General features: G+C 58.2%; 19 protein-coding genes. 17 read left to right on the forward strand and 2 right to left on the reverse strand.

The window, feature by feature from the left end; genetic code table 11:
• Nucleotides 1-14 precede the first annotated feature (14 nt).
• The 17 genes from flhA to V9G17_19180 all read left to right on the forward strand — a co-directional run bounded on the left by flhA (nt 15) and on the right by V9G17_19180 (nt 15,253).
• Complete coding sequence (flhA, locus tag V9G17_19100) at nt 15-2,123, forward strand: flagellar biosynthesis protein FlhA (GenBank protein ID MEI2754705.1); 2,109 nt, start codon at nt 15-17, stop codon at nt 2,121-2,123.
• A complete protein-coding gene (gene flhF, locus V9G17_19105) occupies nt 2,120-3,403 on the forward strand; it encodes a flagellar biosynthesis protein FlhF (GenBank protein ID MEI2754706.1) in 1,284 nt (427 codons plus the stop codon). Before flhA ends, flhF begins: the two co-directional genes overlap by 4 nt.
• A gap of 28 nt (nt 3,404-3,431) precedes the next feature.
• Nucleotides 3,432-4,298 (forward strand): MinD/ParA family protein, encoded by an 867-nt coding sequence (locus tag V9G17_19110; protein MEI2754707.1) that lies wholly within the window; start codon nt 3,432-3,434, stop codon nt 4,296-4,298.
• A gap of 36 nt (nt 4,299-4,334) precedes the next feature.
• Entirely contained in the window at nt 4,335-5,078 is a 744-nt protein-coding gene (locus V9G17_19115) for a FliA/WhiG family RNA polymerase sigma factor (GenBank protein ID MEI2754708.1), read from the forward strand.
• A gap of 159 nt (nt 5,079-5,237) precedes the next feature.
• A complete protein-coding gene (locus V9G17_19120; protein MEI2754709.1) occupies nt 5,238-6,113 on the forward strand; it encodes a GGDEF domain-containing protein in 876 nt (291 codons plus the stop codon).
• Between the two features lie 267 nt (nt 6,114-6,380).
• Complete coding sequence (locus tag V9G17_19125) at nt 6,381-7,148, forward strand: flagellar hook-basal body protein (GenBank protein ID MEI2754710.1); 768 nt, start codon at nt 6,381-6,383, stop codon at nt 7,146-7,148.
• A gap of 9 nt (nt 7,149-7,157) precedes the next feature.
• Nucleotides 7,158-7,949: a flagellar basal-body rod protein FlgG gene (gene flgG, locus V9G17_19130; protein MEI2754711.1), complete on the forward strand. Its 792-nt coding sequence runs from the start codon at nt 7,158-7,160 to the stop codon at nt 7,947-7,949.
• Between the two features lie 33 nt (nt 7,950-7,982).
• Nucleotides 7,983-8,780, forward strand: coding sequence for a flagellar basal body P-ring formation chaperone FlgA (gene flgA / locus V9G17_19135; GenBank protein ID MEI2754712.1), 798 nt, complete (start codon nt 7,983-7,985; stop codon nt 8,778-8,780).
• The gene (locus V9G17_19140) at nt 8,767-9,483 is read left to right on the forward strand and encodes a flagellar basal body L-ring protein FlgH (protein ID MEI2754713.1); all 717 of its coding nucleotides are present in this window, start codon (nt 8,767-8,769) and stop codon (nt 9,481-9,483) included. Before flgA ends, V9G17_19140 begins: the two co-directional genes overlap by 14 nt.
• A 43-nt stretch (nt 9,484-9,526) precedes the next feature.
• Nucleotides 9,527-10,837, forward strand: a complete 1,311-nt coding sequence (locus V9G17_19145) for a flagellar basal body P-ring protein FlgI (GenBank protein MEI2754714.1) — start codon at nt 9,527-9,529, stop codon at nt 10,835-10,837.
• 18 nt (nt 10,838-10,855) lie between these two features.
• A complete protein-coding gene (locus V9G17_19150; protein ID MEI2754715.1) occupies nt 10,856-11,185 on the forward strand; it encodes a rod-binding protein in 330 nt (109 codons plus the stop codon).
• 105 nt (nt 11,186-11,290) lie between these two features.
• Nucleotides 11,291-11,596 carry a flagellar biosynthesis anti-sigma factor FlgM gene (gene flgM, locus V9G17_19155; protein MEI2754716.1) on the forward strand — a complete coding sequence of 102 codons (306 nt, stop codon included), beginning with the start codon at nt 11,291-11,293 and terminating at the stop codon, nt 11,594-11,596.
• Nucleotides 11,597-11,669: 73 nt separating this feature from the next.
• On the forward strand, nt 11,670-12,119 hold the full coding sequence (locus V9G17_19160) for a flagellar protein FlgN (protein MEI2754717.1): 450 nt from the start codon (nt 11,670-11,672) through the stop codon (nt 12,117-12,119).
• 12 nt (nt 12,120-12,131) lie between these two features.
• Nucleotides 12,132-13,526: a flagellar hook-associated protein FlgK gene (gene flgK / locus V9G17_19165; protein ID MEI2754718.1), complete on the forward strand. Its 1,395-nt coding sequence runs from the start codon at nt 12,132-12,134 to the stop codon at nt 13,524-13,526.
• Between the two features lie 31 nt (nt 13,527-13,557).
• On the forward strand, nt 13,558-14,448 hold the full coding sequence (flgL, locus tag V9G17_19170) for a flagellar hook-associated protein FlgL (protein ID MEI2754719.1): 891 nt from the start codon (nt 13,558-13,560) through the stop codon (nt 14,446-14,448).
• A gap of 73 nt (nt 14,449-14,521) precedes the next feature.
• On the forward strand, nt 14,522-14,767 hold the full coding sequence (gene csrA, locus V9G17_19175) for a carbon storage regulator CsrA (GenBank protein MEI2754720.1): 246 nt from the start codon (nt 14,522-14,524) through the stop codon (nt 14,765-14,767).
• 9 nt (nt 14,768-14,776) lie between these two features.
• Nucleotides 14,777-15,253: a flagellar assembly protein FliW gene (locus V9G17_19180; GenBank protein ID MEI2754721.1), complete on the forward strand. Its 477-nt coding sequence runs from the start codon at nt 14,777-14,779 to the stop codon at nt 15,251-15,253.
• A gap of 127 nt (nt 15,254-15,380) precedes the next feature.
• On the opposite strand, the gene V9G17_19185 is transcribed toward V9G17_19180, so the two are convergent.
• On the reverse strand, nt 15,381-18,239 hold the full coding sequence (locus tag V9G17_19185) for a response regulator (protein ID MEI2754722.1): 2,859 nt from the start codon (nt 18,237-18,239) through the stop codon (nt 15,381-15,383).
• On the reverse strand, nt 18,236-19,480 hold the full coding sequence (locus V9G17_19190; GenBank protein ID MEI2754723.1) for a DUF3391 domain-containing protein: 1,245 nt from the start codon (nt 19,478-19,480) through the stop codon (nt 18,236-18,238). Before V9G17_19190 ends, V9G17_19185 begins: the two co-directional genes overlap by 4 nt.
• Nucleotides 19,481-19,655 lie beyond the last annotated feature (175 nt).

The following is a 19,655-nucleotide window of genomic DNA, read 5'->3' on the forward strand; positions in this document are numbered from 1 at the left end:
GAACGGGAGTGTATATGGCGAACGAGACGACTTCAATTCCCACGACCTCTTTGGTGAAGCACCCGGACATCATGATGTCCGTCGGAGTCGTGGGCATCTTGATGGTCATGTTGATTCCGTTGCCTCGGTTCTTTCTGGATCTGCTGCTCGCCTTCAATATCACCGTGTCGATCATTATTCTCCTGGTCGGCATGCAGGTGCGACGGCCGCTCGAGTTCTCGGTGTTTCCCTCGATCTTGTTGATGGTGACGCTGTTGCGCCTGGCACTCAATATCGCCTCGACGCGATTGATTCTCCTGCACGGTAATGAGGGGACGGCTGCCGCCGGAGAAGTCATTCGGGCCTTCGGCACGTTCGTCGTCGGCGGCAACTATACCGTCGGTCTGGTGGTCTTTACGATTTTGGTCATCATCAACTTTGTGGTCATTACGAAGGGCGCCGGCCGTGTCGCGGAAGTCGCCGCACGGTTCACCTTGGATGCGATGCCCGGCAAGCAGATGAGCATCGATGCCGATCTCAACGCCGGTCTCATCAACGACAAGGAAGCGCGTCAGCGACGAAAGGATATCGCGCAGGAAGCAGACTTTTATGGGGCTATGGATGGTTCGAGCAAATTCGTCCGTGGTGATGCCGTGGCCGCCGTCATTATTACCTTCGTCAATATTGTCGGCGGTTTGACGATCGGTGTCCTGCAGCAGGGTATGACGGTGGCGGCCGCGGCGCAGACGTATACCTTGCTGACGGTCGGTGAAGGACTCGTCGCGCAGATTCCGGCGCTCATCGTGTCGACCGCAGCCGGTATCGTCATCACGCGCGCGGCGTCCGAGGTCAACCTGGGTTTTGAAATCAGCCGGCAAGTGCTCATTTCGCCCAAAGCCATCGGCACCGCCTCCGGCATCCTGATCACCCTGGGCCTGGTCCCTGGGCTTCCCCATGTGGCGTTTCTGGCGTTGGGGGGGCTGAGCGCGTGGATCGCCTATCAAATCAATGAGCAGCAGAAGTTGGCTGAGGCCGCCCCGGCGCAGGCCGCGCCGCAGGTCAAGGCCGAAGAGTCGGCCACGCAGGTGGTCCCTCTGGATCTCATGGAAGTGCAGGTCGGGTACGGACTGATCAGTCTCGTCGATGGAGGGCAGGGTGGGGCTCTGCTGGATCGAATTAAAGGGCTGCGGCGACAGTTTGCCGAGCAAATGGGTTTCGTGCTCCCTCCCATCCATATTCGGGATAACTTGCAACTTCGACCCAATGAATATGCGGCCCTGTTGAAAGGTGTCGAATTGGCCAAGTCTGAAGTCATGCCCGGGCATGTTTTGGCAATCGATCCGGGAACAGCTCAGCGCGGCGCTATCCAAGGACTCCCGACGAAGGAACCGGCTTTCGGCCTGCCGGCCTTGTGGGTGCCGGAGAAGCAACGCGAACGGGCGCAGCTGGCGGGATATACCGTCGTGGATCCCGGGTCTGCGATCGCCACGCACCTGTCAGAGCTGATCAAGCGGCATGCGCATGAACTCCTGGGGCGGCAAGAAGTGCAGGGCTTGCTCGATGAACTCGGCAAGAATCACCCCAAGCTGGTCGAGGAAGTCATTCCCAATCTCATTCCGCTGGGTACGCTTGTCAGGGTGTTGTCGCATCTCTTGCGGGAGGGCGTGCCGATTCGTGACTTGCGAACGATTCTTGAAACAGTGGCCGACCATGCGGCGAGCACCAAAGATCCCGATATCCTGACGGAAGTCGCCAGACAAGCGCTGGGACGGACGATTACGAAGCCGTACCTTGCGCCGGATGGCTCTCTGCCGATCATCGGACTCGACCCACGATTGGACCGGACACTGGCCGATCAGGCGAATGCGGCGGGACAGGGAAACCAGTGGGTGCCCGATCCGTTGGTGGCACAGAAACTGCTCACAGCATTGAAGGCTGCCGCGGAACGTATGGTCGGGCGAGGGCATCAGCCGGTCATTTTATGCTCGCCTTCCTTACGGCGGCATCTGCGGAAACTGACGGACAGAATTTTGCACTCGGTACCGATCTTGGGAATGAATGAGGTGGAAAGCGTGACACGTTTGCAGGCGATGGAAACCGTCCGGCTCGACCTTGAAGTCGGTGAAAGCAGGAGCTTGGCATGAAGGTACGGACGTTCCATGTCAAATCGATGCACGAGGCCATTCGGTCGATCAAGGACACGTTAGGTCCCGATGCAGTGATTCTGTCCACGAAACGAGTGCGATCGTGGGATAACGGGTTTGGATTGTTAGGCGGGTCTGTCTTAGAGGTCATGGCAGCTATTGAAGATGATGCCGCCGTCCCGGAAGCAGCGCCGTTGCTCGGTGAAGATGACGCCACACGTCCGGCCGATAGGCATGCGCCTCTGGTGCCGGCGGAGGAATCGCGCTTTCAACGAACCCTCCAGGGTGCGATGGAGACGTCGCCGGAAAAACCGCGACCGGTTGGCCGTCCGGCCGAAAGTCTACCGCGTGAGCCCCGAGCGACACCGGCCTCCGCGCACGGTCAGGGTGAGAGCCAAGGCACCACATTCCAGTCCTTTCAACGGGTGTATGAAGATTTGCTGGCGCAGGGTGTGGAGCATGTGACGGCCGAAGCGTGCTTGCGGGAACTTAGAGAAACGTTGGTGGAGAAGGGGTCGGCGCAGCGCAATTCCTCCCTGCAGTTGCTCCGGACGGTGCTGCTTGATCGCGTCACCACAGCCGGCCCTCTGCTCAGTAGGGCAGGGGAGCAAAAAGTTGCCCTGTTCGTGGGGCCGAGCGGGGTCGGCAAGACCTCGACCATTGCCAAGCTGGCCACGCACTACGGCATCGTCGAGCAGCGAAGCGTCGCCCTGATCACGATGGATACCTATCGACCCGCGGCAGTGGAACATCTTCGTCTCTATGCCGAGGTGTTGGGTATCGAGCTGTCGGTGGCCGCGTCTTGCAGCGAGGCTCGCGCGGCGATTGAGCAGGCCTGTGAGGCGGAATTGATTCTCATCGATACTGCCGGCTTCAATCCCTACGAGCCCATCGCGGCGCAACGCTGGAGGGGCTTGCTCACCGGGGGCACTCCCATGGAGGTCCATCTCGTTCTGGCGGCGGGTACGCGTGTGCCCGATCTCGTGGTCAGCACCAGTCAGTGTGTGGATGTGCCCGGTCTCCGATTACTGTTTACCAAGCTTGATGAAACCGCCGGATATGGCGGCATCTTTGAGGCGACCCATCGCACCGGGATTCCGCTCTCCTATTGGGGAACCGGCCAACGGGTGCCTGACGACCTGGTTCAGGCGCAAGTCGATCGCCTGGGCGACCTGTTACTGGGAGGGCAAGTGCGGACGCCGGCCGGCGGGAGCACTCAGACCTGGGATCGACAGACGACTCCAACGTGTGTGCCGGGCATGAAGAGTTACGTGCGATAGGCGACGGTCGAACAAGAGGGGAGTGACGATGGCGATGCAACCAGGAATTATGGATCCGCAGATGAAGGTGCTTGGTGACAACGTCGGTCCCTCTCGCACGCAGGTCATTACCGTGACCAGCGGAAAAGGCGGCGTGGGGAAGACCAATGTCGTGGTCAATACCGCCATCGCTCTGGCCCAAACCGGAAAACGTGTGCTCGTCCTGGATGCAGATCTCGGATTGGGCAACGTCGATATTCTGCTGGGGCTGACCCCGAAATATACGTTGGAGCACGTGCTTGCCAAGACTTGTCGGCTCGAAGATATCGCTTTGGCCGGTCCGCAGGGGATTACGGTTCTCCCGGCCAGTACGGGCATTTCTCAATTGACGATCCTGACGGAAGCGCAGCAGCTGATCCTTCAAGATGAACTTGAACGATTGGCCTCGAGCATGGACGTGTTGCTGATCGATACCGGCGCGGGGATTTCTTCCACCGTGACCTACTTTGCAGCGGCCGCGCAATCGATCGTGGTCGTGGTCTCTCCGGAACCCACCTCCATGACCGATGCCTATGCTTTGATGAAGGTGCTGCTCCGACAATACCGGGAACGTCGGTTTTACGTGCTCGTCAACATGGTGAAGTCGCCGCGAGATGCTGCGCGCATCTTCCGGAAACTCGAGTTGGCCGTCAGCCGGTTCTTGCATATTTCTCTGGATTATCTCGGCGCCATTCCCTTGGACGACTATGTCCCGATGGCGGTCACTCAGCAGCGGGCCGTGATCGATCTCTTTCCGCACGCGCCGGCGAGCCGTGCGTTTCGAGAATTGACTGAGGCGGTGGCTCAGTTGACTCCACCGGCGCTTCCTAAAGGCACAGTGCAGTTTCTCTGGCAACAACTCTTGCGGACGCACTGACTGAAAGGATTGTAGCGAATGATGGATGCTCGAAAAATGTCTGCAGTCAGAAACGCCTCCCGCCGGGTGATTCCGGAAGCGGATCGAGAACGCGTGATTCAGGAGTTCACCCACGTGGTGAAGGCCATGGCCCATCGACTGGCATTCCGCCTGCCGGCCTATATGGACGCGGAAGATCTGATGTCTGTCGGGATCATGGGCCTCATGGATGCGATGGACAAGTACGACCCGACCCGAGAAGCGAAGTTCAAGACCTATGCAGAGTTTCGAATCCGTGGCGCCATGCTCGATGAAATCCGGTCGATGGATTGGATTCCGCGTTCGGTTCACGAACGAATTACACTGTTACAAAAGACCTATTCCGAGCTCTTGCATCGGTTCGGCCGCCCGCCGACGGATCAGGAAGTCGGCAAAGAGCTGAAGATGTCCGCGGAAGAATTGGATGAATTCTTAACCCGCTCACGGGGAGCCGTGGTCATCAGCCTCGACGATCTGGGCGTACAGGATCAGGATGGGCATAAGATACTGAGTGTTTTGACCGACTCGAATCAGCCCGATCCGCTGTCCTTGCTGGTGAATGAGCGGGCGCGTCACGTGCTCGAATCTGCGATTCACGATCTGCCTGAAAAAGAACGGCTGGTGTTGTCGCTCTATTACTTCGAGGAACTCACGATGAAGGAAATCGGGCAGACGCTCAAGGTGACCGAATCCCGAGTCTGTCAGATCCATTCGAAAGCCATCCTCCACCTGAAGACACGTCTCGAACCGGTTGATGTCTGAGTAGGCGCTTCTGGCAACCTGATCGCCGTTCTTGTTCGTTCACATCGGGAATATCACCGCGGCGTCGTAGGAATACCCCTCCCTTCAGTTTCTCCTACCGTTCTCCGATACCTCCCTAGCCCAGACAGCCCGTTGGGAATGAGATGTTTTGGGGAAGGTATGAATCAGCCGCGCCAGGAATCCAGCCATTTGGGCGATCTCAGGGGACGTGATTCGACGAACCGGCATGGCCGGCCCGATGACGAAACGGGTTCGGCATTCTTCGATACCACGCAACTTGGCGCGGGGGCCTGCATTCTGTTCATGGCCGGCGGATTATATTGGACAGCCTCCGTGGGTCTGCTGACTCTCTCGGCGTTGACGGCCTATCCGCTCATGATCTCGGTCGGCCTCGTTCTCACACTTGTCATTTTTGGCGCGACCTTCTGGACGCCGAGGGCAGCTCAATCGGCGAGTATGCTGCATACGCGCTCGGAGGAGTCGAACATCATGGGCCTGCACACCTACGACTCGGTGACCGGTTTGCCGACTCGGCGGTTGTTCACGGCGCTCCTCAATCAAGCCTTGCCACGCGCACAGGCGCACGGCCGGCAGGTCGCGGTGATCATGATCGAGATGGATCATTTCACGCCGCAAATCGATGCGTCGACACAAGTCAACGAGAGCCTCATGTATCGAGTGCAAGCCGCGCGGGTGAAGAGTGCCCTGCGAAGCACCGACACGCTCGCACGGTTGGCCGAACGGACCTTCGTGGTCCTCCTGGATCAGGTGAGCGGGCCCGATGAGGCGCTGGCCATCGCCCAAAAAATGCACGCCACGATCGCGCTCCCGGTGACGCTGGATGCGCACGAACTGTTTTTCACCAGCCGCATGGGAATCGGTCTTTCCGGCCATGATGCGGAAGAGAGTGGCCCACTCCTCAATGCCGCTACTCGGGCTGTTGCTGCGGCTCGTGCCGAAGGGTACGCCATCTACGGATGGCATGACGCCCTGACTGCTTCCTCCCTCGATTCGGCCTCCACCCTCGCGGCGTAATTCACCTCGCTCCCACAGACTGGCTCGCTGATGTAGGCAGGACTTTCCTGCCTTGAGGCAAAGACTTCCGCTCCGGTCGGGCCATTCGATCGGTGATGGAGTGAGGCGATATCGTGCCCGCCCGTCCCCGGGTGTCCATCCCACTGCAATCATAAGGATTTTCTTCGAGCCACTCCCTGCTGACGTGTCGCTCACATCAGGAAGGGGGGTGGCATGTCGCTTGCTAACTCCTCCTGTAGCATCACAGGTCCACTGGAAGACTCTCAGATGAATCGAGCGATCTACCCGATACTGTCCGGCGCCGTTGCCCAGGAAAAGCAACTCCAGGTCTTTGCCAACAACCTGGCCAACGTCAATACGGCTGGATTCAAGCAGGATCAGCAAGGGTTCCGAGGACTTTTTGCGCGCGCGAGTTCTGTGGGCACAGGAGTCGTCACAGGGGGAATCACCGCCACGATTTCCACCAGGCCTGCCGGTCCGAGCGAACGCGTGTTCGCGGAAGCGCATGGCATCAGAACCGCGTTTGAGCCGGGACGAATTCGCATTACGGGGAATCCCTTGGATCTTGCGCTACAGGGCAACGGATTCTTTGAAGTGAAGACACCCGATGGAGTTCGATATACGCGCAGCGGCATTTTTTCGCTGGATAGCCAACGCCGCTTGGTCACGAATCTCGGGCACCCGGTCATGGGTACCAAAGGGGAGATCAAGGTGCCGGCCGGTAACATTCAGATCAATGCAGAGGGGGCAATCCAAGTGGAAGGGACTCCGATCGGCAGCATCAAGGTCGTCGAGTTCCCCGAAACTGCGATGCCGGAGAAATTTGCCGAAGGACTCTTTGTCGGCGGGAAGCCGACGGTCTCCACGCAACCGCAGGTACAGTCGGGACATATTGAAGAGTCAAACGTGAATTCGCTGAGTGAGATGGTGAAGATGATGCAGGGCATGCGCAGTTACGAGTCGGCGCAGAAATTGATCCAAACCATGGATCGTATGACGGAGACGGCCATCCAAGACCTGGGCCGAGTGCAATAGGAGGGGTGTATGATTCGCGCAATGTGGACGGCGGCGACGGGAATGACGGCCCAACAACTGAACGTGGATACGATTGCCCACAATCTGGCGAACGTCAACACGAACGCGTTCAAGCGCAGTCGGGCGGAGTTCGGCGATCTGCTGTATCAAATCCAGCGATTGCCGGGCACGAATGCGTCGAACGTGGGCGTCTTTCCAGTCGGCGTGCAGGTCGGAGGCGGTGTGCGCCCCATCACCGTGGCCAAGGAATGGGCACAGGGCAACATGCGGCAGACCGGGAACGATCTCGATCTGGCGATCGACGGCGCCGGCTTCTTCCAGGTGACCAGGCCGGACGGCACCATCATGTATACCCGTAACGGCTCTTTCAAGCGCGATAACGTCGGGAACCTCGTGACTGGTGACGGCGACCAACTCAATCCAGTCATTACGATTCCATCAGGTGCATTAAAAATCGATGTTGGTCAGGATGGCACCGTGTCCGTCCTGCTGCCCGGCGTCACTCAGGCGTCGCAGGTGGGCCAGATTCAGTTGGTGCGTTTTGACAATCCGTCGGGTTTGGTCGCGATGGGTGGCAACTTGTTTCTCGACAGCTTTGCGTCCGGGCCGGCGCAACAGGGCACAGGCGGATTTTCGACCGGCTTCGGGACGTTGCAGCAAGGGTTCCTGGAAAGTTCGAACGTCAATCTGGCGGAGGAGATGGTCAACATGATCATCGCCCAGCGGAGTTACGAAATTAACTCCAAGACCATTCAGGCATCGGATGAAATGATGCAAATTGCCAACAACCTGCGCCGGTAATCGGCGCCGCACCATCAACCAAGGGTGAGACCTGTGAATCGAGTCGGCTTGCTGTCTGTTGCGACCCTCAGTTTGGTCATGAGCACTGTTCTGCCGGCGATGGCAGGGGAGCGGGCCTCGACCCGGCCGCAGTTCCAGATACACGAGGCGTTTGCGCATCCGACCCACAGTCTCCCGCAGGCACGCGGGAAACGGCTTATTTATCCGGAACAAATCCGCGGGGTGATCCACGATTTCGTGAAGCGAGAACTGGCCGGCCGAGCCGTCGATTGTCAGGTGGCGCTCGGCGATCCGCAGCAACCGATTGTCGTGCCATCGGGGGCGGTCGACCTGCAGGTCAGTGCAGCTCGTTCGGACGAGTCGCTTGGCCGTCGAGTGTTTCAGATTCATCTGGCCGTGAACGGGCGATTCATCAAGACGATCGATGCCACGGCCGACGTGGCTGCGATTGTTGAAGTGGTGGTCCCGGTCCGGCCGATTAAAGTGGACGAGCAGATCGAAAGCGACGACGTCACCACGGAACGGATCGTGCTGTACGATCTCAAGCAACCGTTTGTGACTCATCTTGCCGAGGTGATCGGCAAAGCGGCCATCCGCCCGCTTCCACCTCAAAATGCTATTCGCATGACCGCGCTGCGACGTCCCTTCGCCGTGCATAAGGGCGATCGGGTCATGATCGAGGCTCGGCAGGGAGGGTTGTCGATTCAAACCGTCGGGGTCACGAAATCGCATGGTGAACTCGGTCAAACTATCACGGTCTCCAACGTCGATTCCGGCAAGGAATTGCGGGCGACCGTCGTCGCACCGGGGGTGGTCCGTGTCAGTTTTTAACCGCTCGCTTGTTCGATATCGCGCCATTGGGAGCCTCTGGTGTGGGCTTGCGTTGTGCCTGCTGATCGGCTGTTCGGCCTCACCCAGCACGAAACAACAAAAGGTGGAGATGGCCAAACTGCCTCCGCCCAAGACGACGGGGTCGTTGTGGCAGGAAGAGAATGGCCGAGCCTATCTCTATGAAGATCTTCGCGCCATGCGCATCGGCGACATCATTACGATTCTGATTGTGGAAAAGCACAAGGGGTCGAAAAGCGCCGACACGAACGCGGAGAGAGACTCCACTATTTCGAATGGAATCGGCGGGACCGGGATGGGGTATCTCGGCCTCCCCGGGATCCGTCTGGGCGGGGAAGCCAAACGCGGCTTCGGCGTTGATGCCAGCGCCAAGAGTAAGTTCGGCGGCAAAGGCGCGACGAATCGAGAGGACACGTTGACGGGCACCATTTCAGCCATCGTGACGGAAGTCTTGCCGAACGGTGACTTACGGGTCGAGGGGCGCCGTGAGGTGACCGTCAATTCGGAACGCCAGATCATGACCATCGCAGGCATCGTCAGGCGCGTGGATGTCAATACGAAGAACACCGTGCAGTCGAGCGCCATTGCCGACGCCAAGATCGAATACTCCGGCCTGGGAGTCGTCGACGATGTGCAGCGGCCGGGTTGGCTCGTCAGAATTCTTGATTGGGTCTATCCGTTTTGATCGCAAGGTCGTCGGGAAGCATCGACCAGCCACAGGAGTTATCATGACGAGGCCGCGCAAACAACAACGGGCGATGATTACGCAATGCTTCCGGCTGATGCTGTCAAGCGGGGTTCTGCGCCCGGCCTCGATGGATCCCGACCTCCTCGCACGTCCCTGGACACCTCCGCCGCCGAAACCGGCGCCTGTCCCTGAGAGACAGCCGCAGGGGATGGCCTGGTTTCGGCGAACCGCAGTGGGCATGTTGGCCTTCCTCACGATCACCCTGTTCTCGGCCTCATTGGCGCAGGCCGTTCGGGTCAAGGACGTCGCGACAATCGAAGGCGTGCGCGAAAACCAGTTGATCGGGTATGGACTCGTCGTCGGCCTCGACCGGACGGGCGATCAGGTCATCGGCGGACAGTTTACGATTCAAGCCATGATGTCCATGTTGAACAAGATGGGCATCAATCTCGTGATCGATCCCATTCAGTTGCTCACCCGCAATATTGCCTCGGTGATGGTGACGGCGAAACTTCCGCCGTTTGTGAAGCCAGGGATGACGCTGGACGCAATCGTCTCCTCAATGGCCAATGCGAAAAGTCTCCAGGGCGGCACGCTGTTGTCCACGCCGTTGAAGGCGCCGAATCAACAGGTGTTCGCCGTGGCTCAGGGGCCGGTCTCCATCGGTGGATTCTTAGGAGGTACCGGAGGCGCAGGCGGTGCGACCGTGACGAAGAACCATCAGGCAGCCGGGGTCGTTCCTGCCGGCGCCATTGTGGAAAAAGAATTGGTCGTGGATATCGAAAACTGGGACTCCGTGTCTGTGCTGCTGCGCCATCCGGACTTCACCACGGCCATTCGAACGGCGGAAGTGATCGACGGGACGTTTGGGAAGGGCACGGCCGTACCGGTGAATGCAGGCCTCGTCAAAACGTCGCTTCCCGCGAGCTTTCACGGACGAGTCGTGGAATATATCGCGACCATGGAAGGGTTGGATGTGACCGTGGATGTCGCCGCCAAGGTGGTGGTGAACGAACGTACCGGCACGGTGGTCCTGGGTGAACATGTCCGACTCTCCACTTGCGCGATCTCTCACGGCAACCTGACGATTTCCGTCAAGAATACGCTCAACGTCTCGCAGCCGCCGGCTCCGCTGATCGGGTCGACCCAAGGGCAAACGACGGTTACTCCAGACGTGCAGACGGAAGTCAGCGAACAGGAGTCACGACTGATCGTCGTCGATCAAACCGTGACGCTGGGAGAAGTGGTGCGGGCATTAAACGCCGTGGGCGTCACACCGCGAGATCTTGTGGCCATTTTGTCGGCCCTCCGATCGGCCGGCGCACTTCAAGCGAATCTTGAGATTGTCTAGGAAAGGCCTATGTAAGTGATGGAAATAAAAACGCTTATATCCGGTCAACTTGATTTAGCCCAGATGGCAGCTCCCCAGCCGTTGGGATTTCGTAGTCCGGTGGACCAGGCTGAGACAGGGGAGAAGGCTCGCGCAGGGCTTCATAAGGCCGGGCAGGAGTTTGAAGCGTACTTTATCTCCTATCTTATTAAAAGTATGAGAGAAACGGTCCCGAAAGGGCTGCTGGATCGAAAGGAGGAGCAGGTGTGGTACTCCTTCTATGATCAAGAAATAGCCAAATTATCCACCGAGGCAGGGGGAATCGGAATTTCAGCTTTCGTTGATGCCTATGCCGAAAAACTTACCTGATTTATTGGCTTTTCCTAAAGTTCCGGGCCACTTCCTCCGAAAGAGTACTCGACTCGGGGAAACGCCTTTTGGAACACCCTGGCAATTGGGGGAGGAGAAGCTGTCATGGAGATCTCAAATAACGGCAGGGCCGCAGATCTCGCGAAAATCTTGTTGGGAGTGCAGGAAACGGAGCGGCCACACGGCAAGAATGCTCCGTCTCAAGGGACGCAGCCCCAAGACCGCGTTCAGATTTCAGAGCAGGCCAAGGAACTTCAGCGTCTGCTGGCTGCGGCGGAACAACCGGATGCGGAACGTGATGTTCGAGTCGGTCAGATTCGCGAGTCCGTCGAAGGGGGCACCTACAACGTGGACGGCAAGAAGGTGGCAGATGCCATCATTCGGAACGTTCTGACGGATGCGGTCCTCTAGCGAGTCGTCCACAAGCTCGACTCGTCGCACGGTGTCCTCGCAGGCTCGAAGCGCATCGTCGGGAGGAGGCAAGGTGTCGACTGCAGCGCAGCATATCCCCACTGAAACCGCATCGTCTATCCATCGATTGCTCGAGAAGCTCAAGGCGTTCCGCGCCTTGTTGCTTGAGGAGCAGGATGCGATTCGATCGCTTTCATTCGGCCAATTTACCTCGGTGACCCAGCGAAAATCTCAACTCTTGGATGAGATGCGTGCGTTGGAACAGGACCGGCGTCACGAAGCGACCCAATCGGCTGCGCTCACACCGTCGTCCTCGCTGAAGCAGCAGGAAGCCGATCTTGTTGCAGCCATCGGCCATACGGATCAGTTGAACCGATTCAATGCCGCGCTCATCGGGCAGTCGCTCGAATTCCTGCAAGGTACACTCTGCTTGTGGCAGCGCTCACCACAGTCCGCGGCGCTGTATTCTTCTTCGGGTACCGTCGTGGCGGGCCCCATCGGCATGGTTAGGGCGAAGGGATAACAGGTAGCCCCTATGTCAGGCCTCAACGGATTATTCGGCGTCGGATCCAACGCACTCGCCGCGTTCCAACGGGCCTTGTCCGTCACGGGCCAGAATATTGCGAACGTCAGCACACCTGGTTACTCGAGGCAAGAGCTCATTCTCACGGAAAGTCTGCCCGAAAACGGGCGGCCTGGGCAGATCGGAACCGGCGTCACGGCGAGCGAAATTCGGCGTTCCGTCGATAGTTTTGTCGACCAACAATTACTCGGGTCCCACGAACGGATCGGTCAGTTCGGCGCCTCGCAGAAGGCGCTCACACAAATCCAATTGGTCTTCAATGATTCGAACAATCAAGGTATTGCGGCCGGCCTGAATGAATTTTTTAAAGCCTGGCAGGATGTCGCGACGAATCCCGCCGATCTGACTGCGCGAACTGTCCTGCTGACGAAGGCCGACGGGGTGACCAAACTCTTAAACCAGGCGGCCTCGCAACTGTCGGCGCAACGCCTGTCCTTGGACGGACAAGTGCAGTCCAGCATCAACGATGTGAACGGCCTGGCGAGCAAGATTGCCGATTTGAATCGGGAGATCAAACTCACCGAAGTGAGCGGTCAGCAGGCGAACGACCTGCGCGATCAGCGCGGCCGGTATCTCAACGAGCTTGCGGAGCTGGTCGATATTTCTTCGATTGAAGACGGCACCGGACAGGTGACGGTGTTTGTCGGAACCGGACAAGTCTTAGTCACCGAACAGACGGCGTTTAAACTGACCGGCGTCCCTGACGTGACAAACAGCGGGCTCTTGGACGTGCGGTACGACGGCGGGACCGGGCCCAATACGGATATTACATCCGCCATCAGCGGCGGTCGCCTCAAAGGGTTGATCGATGCACGCGATACGACGGCCGCTGGATTGCAAACGTCATTGGATACCCTCGCCTCCCAACTCGTCTCGCAGGTCAACACGCAACATCGTTTGGGATACGGTCTGGATGGATCCACGACCCAGGACTTCTTCTTGTCATCGGGAACCACGGCCGGCTCGATTAGCCTGGCCCTGACGGACAGACAAAAGATCGCGGCTTCCTCGACCGCGGCCGGCGTGCCAGGGAATAACGTGAACGCCTTGGCGCTCAGCAATCTGCAGACTGCCGCGGTGGCGGGATTGGGCAACACGACCTTTCAAGGGTACTATAGCGCGATGGCGGGAAGCTTCGGCGGAACGCTTCAGGGGGCGACTCGAGACCTGCAAGGACAGGAGATTCTGCACGACCAATTGCTGGCCCATCGGGCGGAAGTCTCCGGCGTCTCGATGGATGAAGAGCTCATCAATTTATTGAAGTATCAGCGCGCGTTTGAGGCAGCCTCGAAACTCATCACGACCAGTGACGAGATGCTGCAGACGATTCTGTCGTTGAAGCGGTAGTTGCCGCATCATTTCACAGGGAGCCGCCATTATGAGAGTCGCCGACCAACAAATGTATGGAATCCTGCTCGGCAATCTTCAGCGCTCCCGAGTGCAAATGCTGACTTCTCAGGAACAGATTTCGAGCCAGAAGCGAGTCACCAATCCCGCAGACGATCCCAGCGCGTTCGGACAAATCGTACTCGACAAATCGGCGCTTTCCCAGGCGACGCAGTGGATTCGCAATATCAACTTCGGGACATCTCGGGTGAATGCCGCCGATCAGGCATTGGGACAGGCCCAGAACTTGATTACGCGAGTGCGTGAATTAACCATTCAAGCCGGCAGTGACACCACCTCCGCAGAAGGACGCCAGAGCATCGCTAAGGAAGTTCGTCAATTACAACGCCAGTTGATCCAGCTGGGCAATACCGAGGTGGCCGGGCAGGCAATTTTCGGTGGAACGAAAACCGATGTGCAGCCTTTCACGATTACATCAGGAGACACGGTCGCCTACCAGGGCAACAGTGAAACTCAGTCGATTGCCGTGGGTGAAAATCAGACCGTGCAGATTCTCGTGCCGGGAAGCACGGTCTTTACCGGATCCACCACCAACATGTTTGATTCGCTCCGCGATCTTCTGGTGGCGCTTGAAGGGAATAATCGCGCCAACATTCAGGCCGGGTTAGGGGCGCTCGATTTGGCCACGGCCCAAATCAGCGATGCGCAAGGCACCATCGGGGCCCTGGCCAATCGTCTGCAAGTCACGCACGACGCATTGGAGACCGCTACGCTGACAATCACGAAATCCATCTCGGACAATGAGGATGCCGACCTCGCAACGGCAATCACTCAACTCCGCCTACACGAAGTGGCGGTGCAGGCTGCCAGTCAAACATTTACTAAGATCTTTGACTCATCCCTGATCAACTATCTCCGCTAACCATCGCTCAAGTTCCTTTCCCTCGGAACCGATATACCTATGTACACGTGTCCAGTTGCCAAGGAAGGCCTGTATGTTGGTTTTGACTCGACGCAGGGGAGAAGGCGTCACTATCGGTCCCGATGTTCGCATTGTGGTGCTCGGCATCAAAGGCGGACAGGTACGGCTGGGAATTGAAGCTCCGCCGGCGGTGCAGGTACATCGCGATGAAGTGCATGCGAGGATTCAAGACGAAAATCGCATTGCCGCAGGACCAGTAATAATTCCTTTGGAAGCGTTTCGCCAATTGTCCAATAAAACCGGGCGCCGGGGGGGCTGAGAACAGGTCATGAAGTGTCAGTCGAGCAGGTTCGGAACGTTTGAGGTGAACGACGATACGCTCCTGGTGTTTCCCTCCGGCATCCTAGGCTTTTCTGAATGCACGCAGTATGTCATACTGGATCACGATACGGACGCGCCGTTCAAGTGGCTCCAGTGTGTTGAGGAACCTCAACTCGCGTTTGTGATCCTCGACCCGGCATTCTTCAATCCAGACTATCGCATCGAACTCTCATTGGATGCGATGATCGAAATTCAAAAGCAGGACGGCGACGAATTGTCGGTCGTCACGATTTTGACCATTCCTTCAGACGATCCCGCTGCCGTTACGGCTAATCTCCGTGGACCGCTGGTCATGAACCATCGCACAAGACTCTGCAAGCAGTTAGTCCTCTCCGAAGAGTGGCCGACTCGGTACCCGCTGTTCTCGCCCGCATCCGCACAAAGCCCGTCTCCGGCTGTTCGACTTCAGGCATCCGCCCGCTGAATTACTGCCCGCAGCTCCAGTTCCATGCGCATCGCGCATCTCCCCCTCGTGCCAGATGACTCCCTCGATCGGGTACCCAACGGCTCCTCTGAGCGCGCACGTCGACCCACTATGTGCGGTACGGTTTCTAACTCGGCGGGCTTGAGTCGTTTGGTGTGATCTGACGCGTCAGCACGACTACCAGTTGCTGGATCGTGCGTTCGAGTTGGGCGAGCAGAGTAGGGGCCTCGGCGAGTGTGCCAAGACGCCCGATGGCTTCCAACTGGCTTGACAGCAACACCACATCGGGTGCGCACAGATTTCCCGCTGTCCCTTTGAGGCTATGTGCCGCCCGTTCCAGTACGACCGCATTGCCTTGCTTGATGGCCGTCTCAATCTCCTGGACCATACTTCGATGTCGCTCCAAGAACAGTCGGATCAACTGATCGAATAGTTCGACATCCCCGCCGATATTCGCCAACATGGTGCTTGCGTCAAACACGCTGGCATCCGTCTTCGTCATCTCCCGGGGAGGTATCGGTGCCGGGGCGGCATCGAGGGGGGCCAATGGAACCCAGCGTTCCAGGATTCTTCCAAGATCGTCGGTCTTTACAGGTTTGGCCAGATAATCATCCATTCCGGAGGCTTTGCACCGTTCGCGGTCTCCCGGCATGGCATTCGCCGTCAGCGCGATGATGGGCACATGGGCACGGGTCTTGGACGAGTCAGCTCGCTGCTCCTCCTCACGAATATGCCGCGTGGCTTCGTATCCATCCATCGTCGGCATCTGGCAATCCATCACAATCGCGGCGTAGGTTTCCCGTGTGAAGGCAGCCACGGCTTCCTGCCCATTGGAGACCACGTCAGGTTGGTAACCCAGACGTTCCAGCATGCGGACGGCAAGCTTCTGATTCACCACATTGTCTTCTGCCACGAGCACGCGCGGACGAACTCGTTGTTCGGCTAGAGTATGACGTGTGATCAAGCTTGGAGAAATCGTCGATTCGGCAGGCGTGCTTGTCGCTGCGAAGGTCGCGTGTGGTTGCAGTCCAAATACCACGCGGAGGCAACCCAGCAGTTGATCGTGGCGTACCGGCTTTGTGAGATAGGCTGTGAATCCCGCGCGTCGTGCTCGCTCGGCATGTCCGGGCTGGATCAACGAGGTCAGGACAATCAAGCGAACCCCTGCGCCGTGGCGATGCGCTCTAATATCTTGCGCGAGCTGGAGCCCATCTTTTCCTGGCATCAGCATATCCAGCACGGCTGCGTCGTACGGTGTACCCGCTTCGGCGGCCTGTTCGAGCATCTGAAGGGCTTCGTCGGCGTCTCGAGCCTGACCATCCAACATGCCCCAGCCCGAGACCAGATGATGGAGAAGCCTGCGGTTGGACTCATTGTCATCGACGATCAGGATGCGGCGACCACTGAGTTCAACTGAGGGGACGATGGCCGGCGTGCACACCGCCTGCTTCTGAAACAAGGCCGTGCACCAGAACGTGGTTCCTTGGCCGGGTTTGCTGCGCAGTCCGACCTTCCCCCGCATGAGTTCCACCAACTGCTTGGAGATAGCAAGGCCGAGTCCGGTGCCCCCGTATTTTCTGGTGGTGGAACTGTCGGCTTGTGTAAAGGCCTGGAACAGCCTCGCCTGAACATCTTCGCTGATGCCGATTCCTGAGTCTGTGACTTCAAACCTAATCGTCACGCCGGACGGAGAATCACTCTCCAGAAACGCCTGCAAGGTGACCTCTCCTCGCTCGGTGAACTTGATGGCATTGCCGACAAAATTGGTGAGGATCTGCCGTAATCGGCCTGGATCTCCGCGCAACGCATTCGGAACCGCGGCATGCACCAAGCCGGTAATCTCCAACCCTTTACGCTGAGCCCGTTCCGCAAACTGCGCGAGCACATCCTCGACGGTCGTGCGCAATTGGAAATCAATGTTCTCGAGTTCGAGTTTCCCCGCTTCGATCTTGCTGCATTCGAGCACATCGTTGATGAGAGACAATTGCGCCTCGCCGCATTGCTGGATGGTATGCGTGAACGAGCGTTGTTCCTCGGTCAGGGATGTGTCCAACATCAAGCTCGCCATCCCGATGACGCCGTTCATCGGAGTGCGTAATTCATGGGTGATCATGGCCAAAAACGCCGACTTTGCGCGCGCGGCCGCTTGGGCCTGTTGAAGTGCTTGATCGAGCTGGCGATTGCTTTCCCGGAGACGATCGGCGATGTCGTTCAGAGCACGGTGCGTCGCATGCACTTCACCGAGGTCGATAGCAAACGCACGGACGAGTTCGTGGCTGGGTACCGGACAGAGCGTCCAGCTAAAACAGGCCTCTCCCCGCACCACATCCTGAGAAGTCAGGGTTCGTCCTTCGAGTAAGCAGGTCGCCGCGAGCGCGGGGAGATCGTCGGGAAGGATGTCCGGCTTTCCAGCGAGATCGTATCCAAAGCGACACAGGACGTCCGCCATGGCGGGATTCACGTAGACCAGATTGCCGTGGCGGTCGATTTCGACGATGGGGTAGGGGCTTTCTTCGGCCACCTCGGCGAGACGGTCACGGTCTTTCTCGAGCTCAATTTCGCGCGACAGATCGCGGAGCGTCAAGAGGGTGGCGACCGATGGGATTCCTGATACGCGAAGTTGTTGCCATTCCACGACGATGGATGGGACTGGCTCCTGGTGCTCATCGTGACCCGCCTGCGTCTGATTGCTCAGATCCGGGGCCACCTGTGGAATTGTCCAGATCCCGGTCGCTCGCAGGGAGTCGCTCAAATCGACCTGTTGACCGATGAGAGTCAGTAGCGATTTCCCGATACAGTCCGCAGAAGATTGACGAAATAGACGTGTGGCCGTGCGGTTGACGAAGACGATGGTCTGATCGGCGCCGAGGAGACAGATGCCTAATGGCACGGCATCACACAGGAGCGCGAGTACCTCCGGGGGAAGCGGCACGCCTCCGACAGGCGGTGGTACGTTCGTGCGTGTCGGTTGCGAGCGATGTGTCACGAGGGCGTCCCTGCCGTGAATTCCAGGTATTGCGAAAGATCCACATGTTCCTGTGTCGGATCCAATGCGCGAAGAATAGTTCGCACCGGTTGGTCGCCGGCTTGCTGTTGCAGGTCGATGTCTATGGTCTGCTCCGGGTGTTCCCCATCGGTACCTTTGATGATTCGCACCCGCGGGCGTAACCGATCTTCATGATTCAGACCGATGACCATGGCACATTCATTGGTATTCAACTTTATCAGGCTACCAAGCGGATACACGCCGAGAGCCTTGATGGCCACTTCGACCAGGGTTTTGTCATACCGGCCCTTGGCGCCCAACACGAAGAGCTGACGTATTGCATCATGAGGCAACAGCGCGGGGCGACCGTGCCGCGTCGTGAGCAGGTCGTCATAGGTATCGGCTAACCCGACCAGCTGCGCCAAGGGAGACAGGCTGTCCTGTTTCAACTGTTTCGGAAATCCGCTGCCATCGATGTATTCGTGATGGTGGAGAATGATCCGTGACACCGCATCGGGGATTGCGTCCGCTTGTGCCAGCACGGTCGACGCCAGGTGCGGATGTTGTCGCATCAGCATCTGTTCCTGCTCGGTCAGAGGGGTCGCTTTTCGATACAGATTGCGCGGGAGACGAACGTACCCGACATCGTGGAGCAAGGCTCCCAGCCCAACGGTCTCCCGCTCCGCCTCCGAACAGCCGTTTTCTACCGCCAGGATGAGCGCTAACACGCACACGTCCATGCCATGAGCGGCGAGGGAACTGTCGAAGCGTCGTACTTTATCCAGGCAGAACTGGATCATCATCGATTCCGGTTGGGCCACGATTTTTCCCAACAATGTACGCACAACCGGCTTCAGGGCCGCGATTTTCGGCGGGTGACCGGCTTCAAGATCAGTGAAGACGCGTTCTACGGCGACCATCGCCTCTCGATAGGTCGCCGCCAGCGATCTAGTGTGGGGACTGTCATCGCTTTGCGCCGTCGGAACAGGCTCACTCTCCTGAGGAGGTGACGCGGGTGCGGCAGGCGTCGTGCTCAGCACAGACGAAGCGGTGTCCACTCCACGTTCGATATCGATAGTAACGACTTGGATGCCATGCCGTTTCAGCTGTTGGATATCGTCGGGGTTGGATACCAGCCATTTGTGAAGGAAAAACGGAGTGCGATACCAGGGCTGATCCAAGCCCACGATAAACATGCCGAGCTTGAGTTGATCGAGGGGAATGCGTTTTGTCGAATCCATGTCGGGCTTTTCCTACTCCTTCGGGCCGAATGGCATACTTAGCGGCACACCGGCACGGTTTCATTGCCGTAGTGAATATATCGGCTGATCCTGATCCGGTCTTTACCGGAGTCGGGCTTGTATTGCCAAGTTTCCTTTAGATTTATGACGGCTGTGCCGATGAAGCGGATGCGGG

It is taken from the genome of Nitrospira sp. (assembly GCA_037045225.1).
In the GTDB taxonomy this organism is placed as follows: Bacteria; Nitrospirota; Nitrospiria; order Nitrospirales; family Nitrospiraceae; genus Nitrospira_A.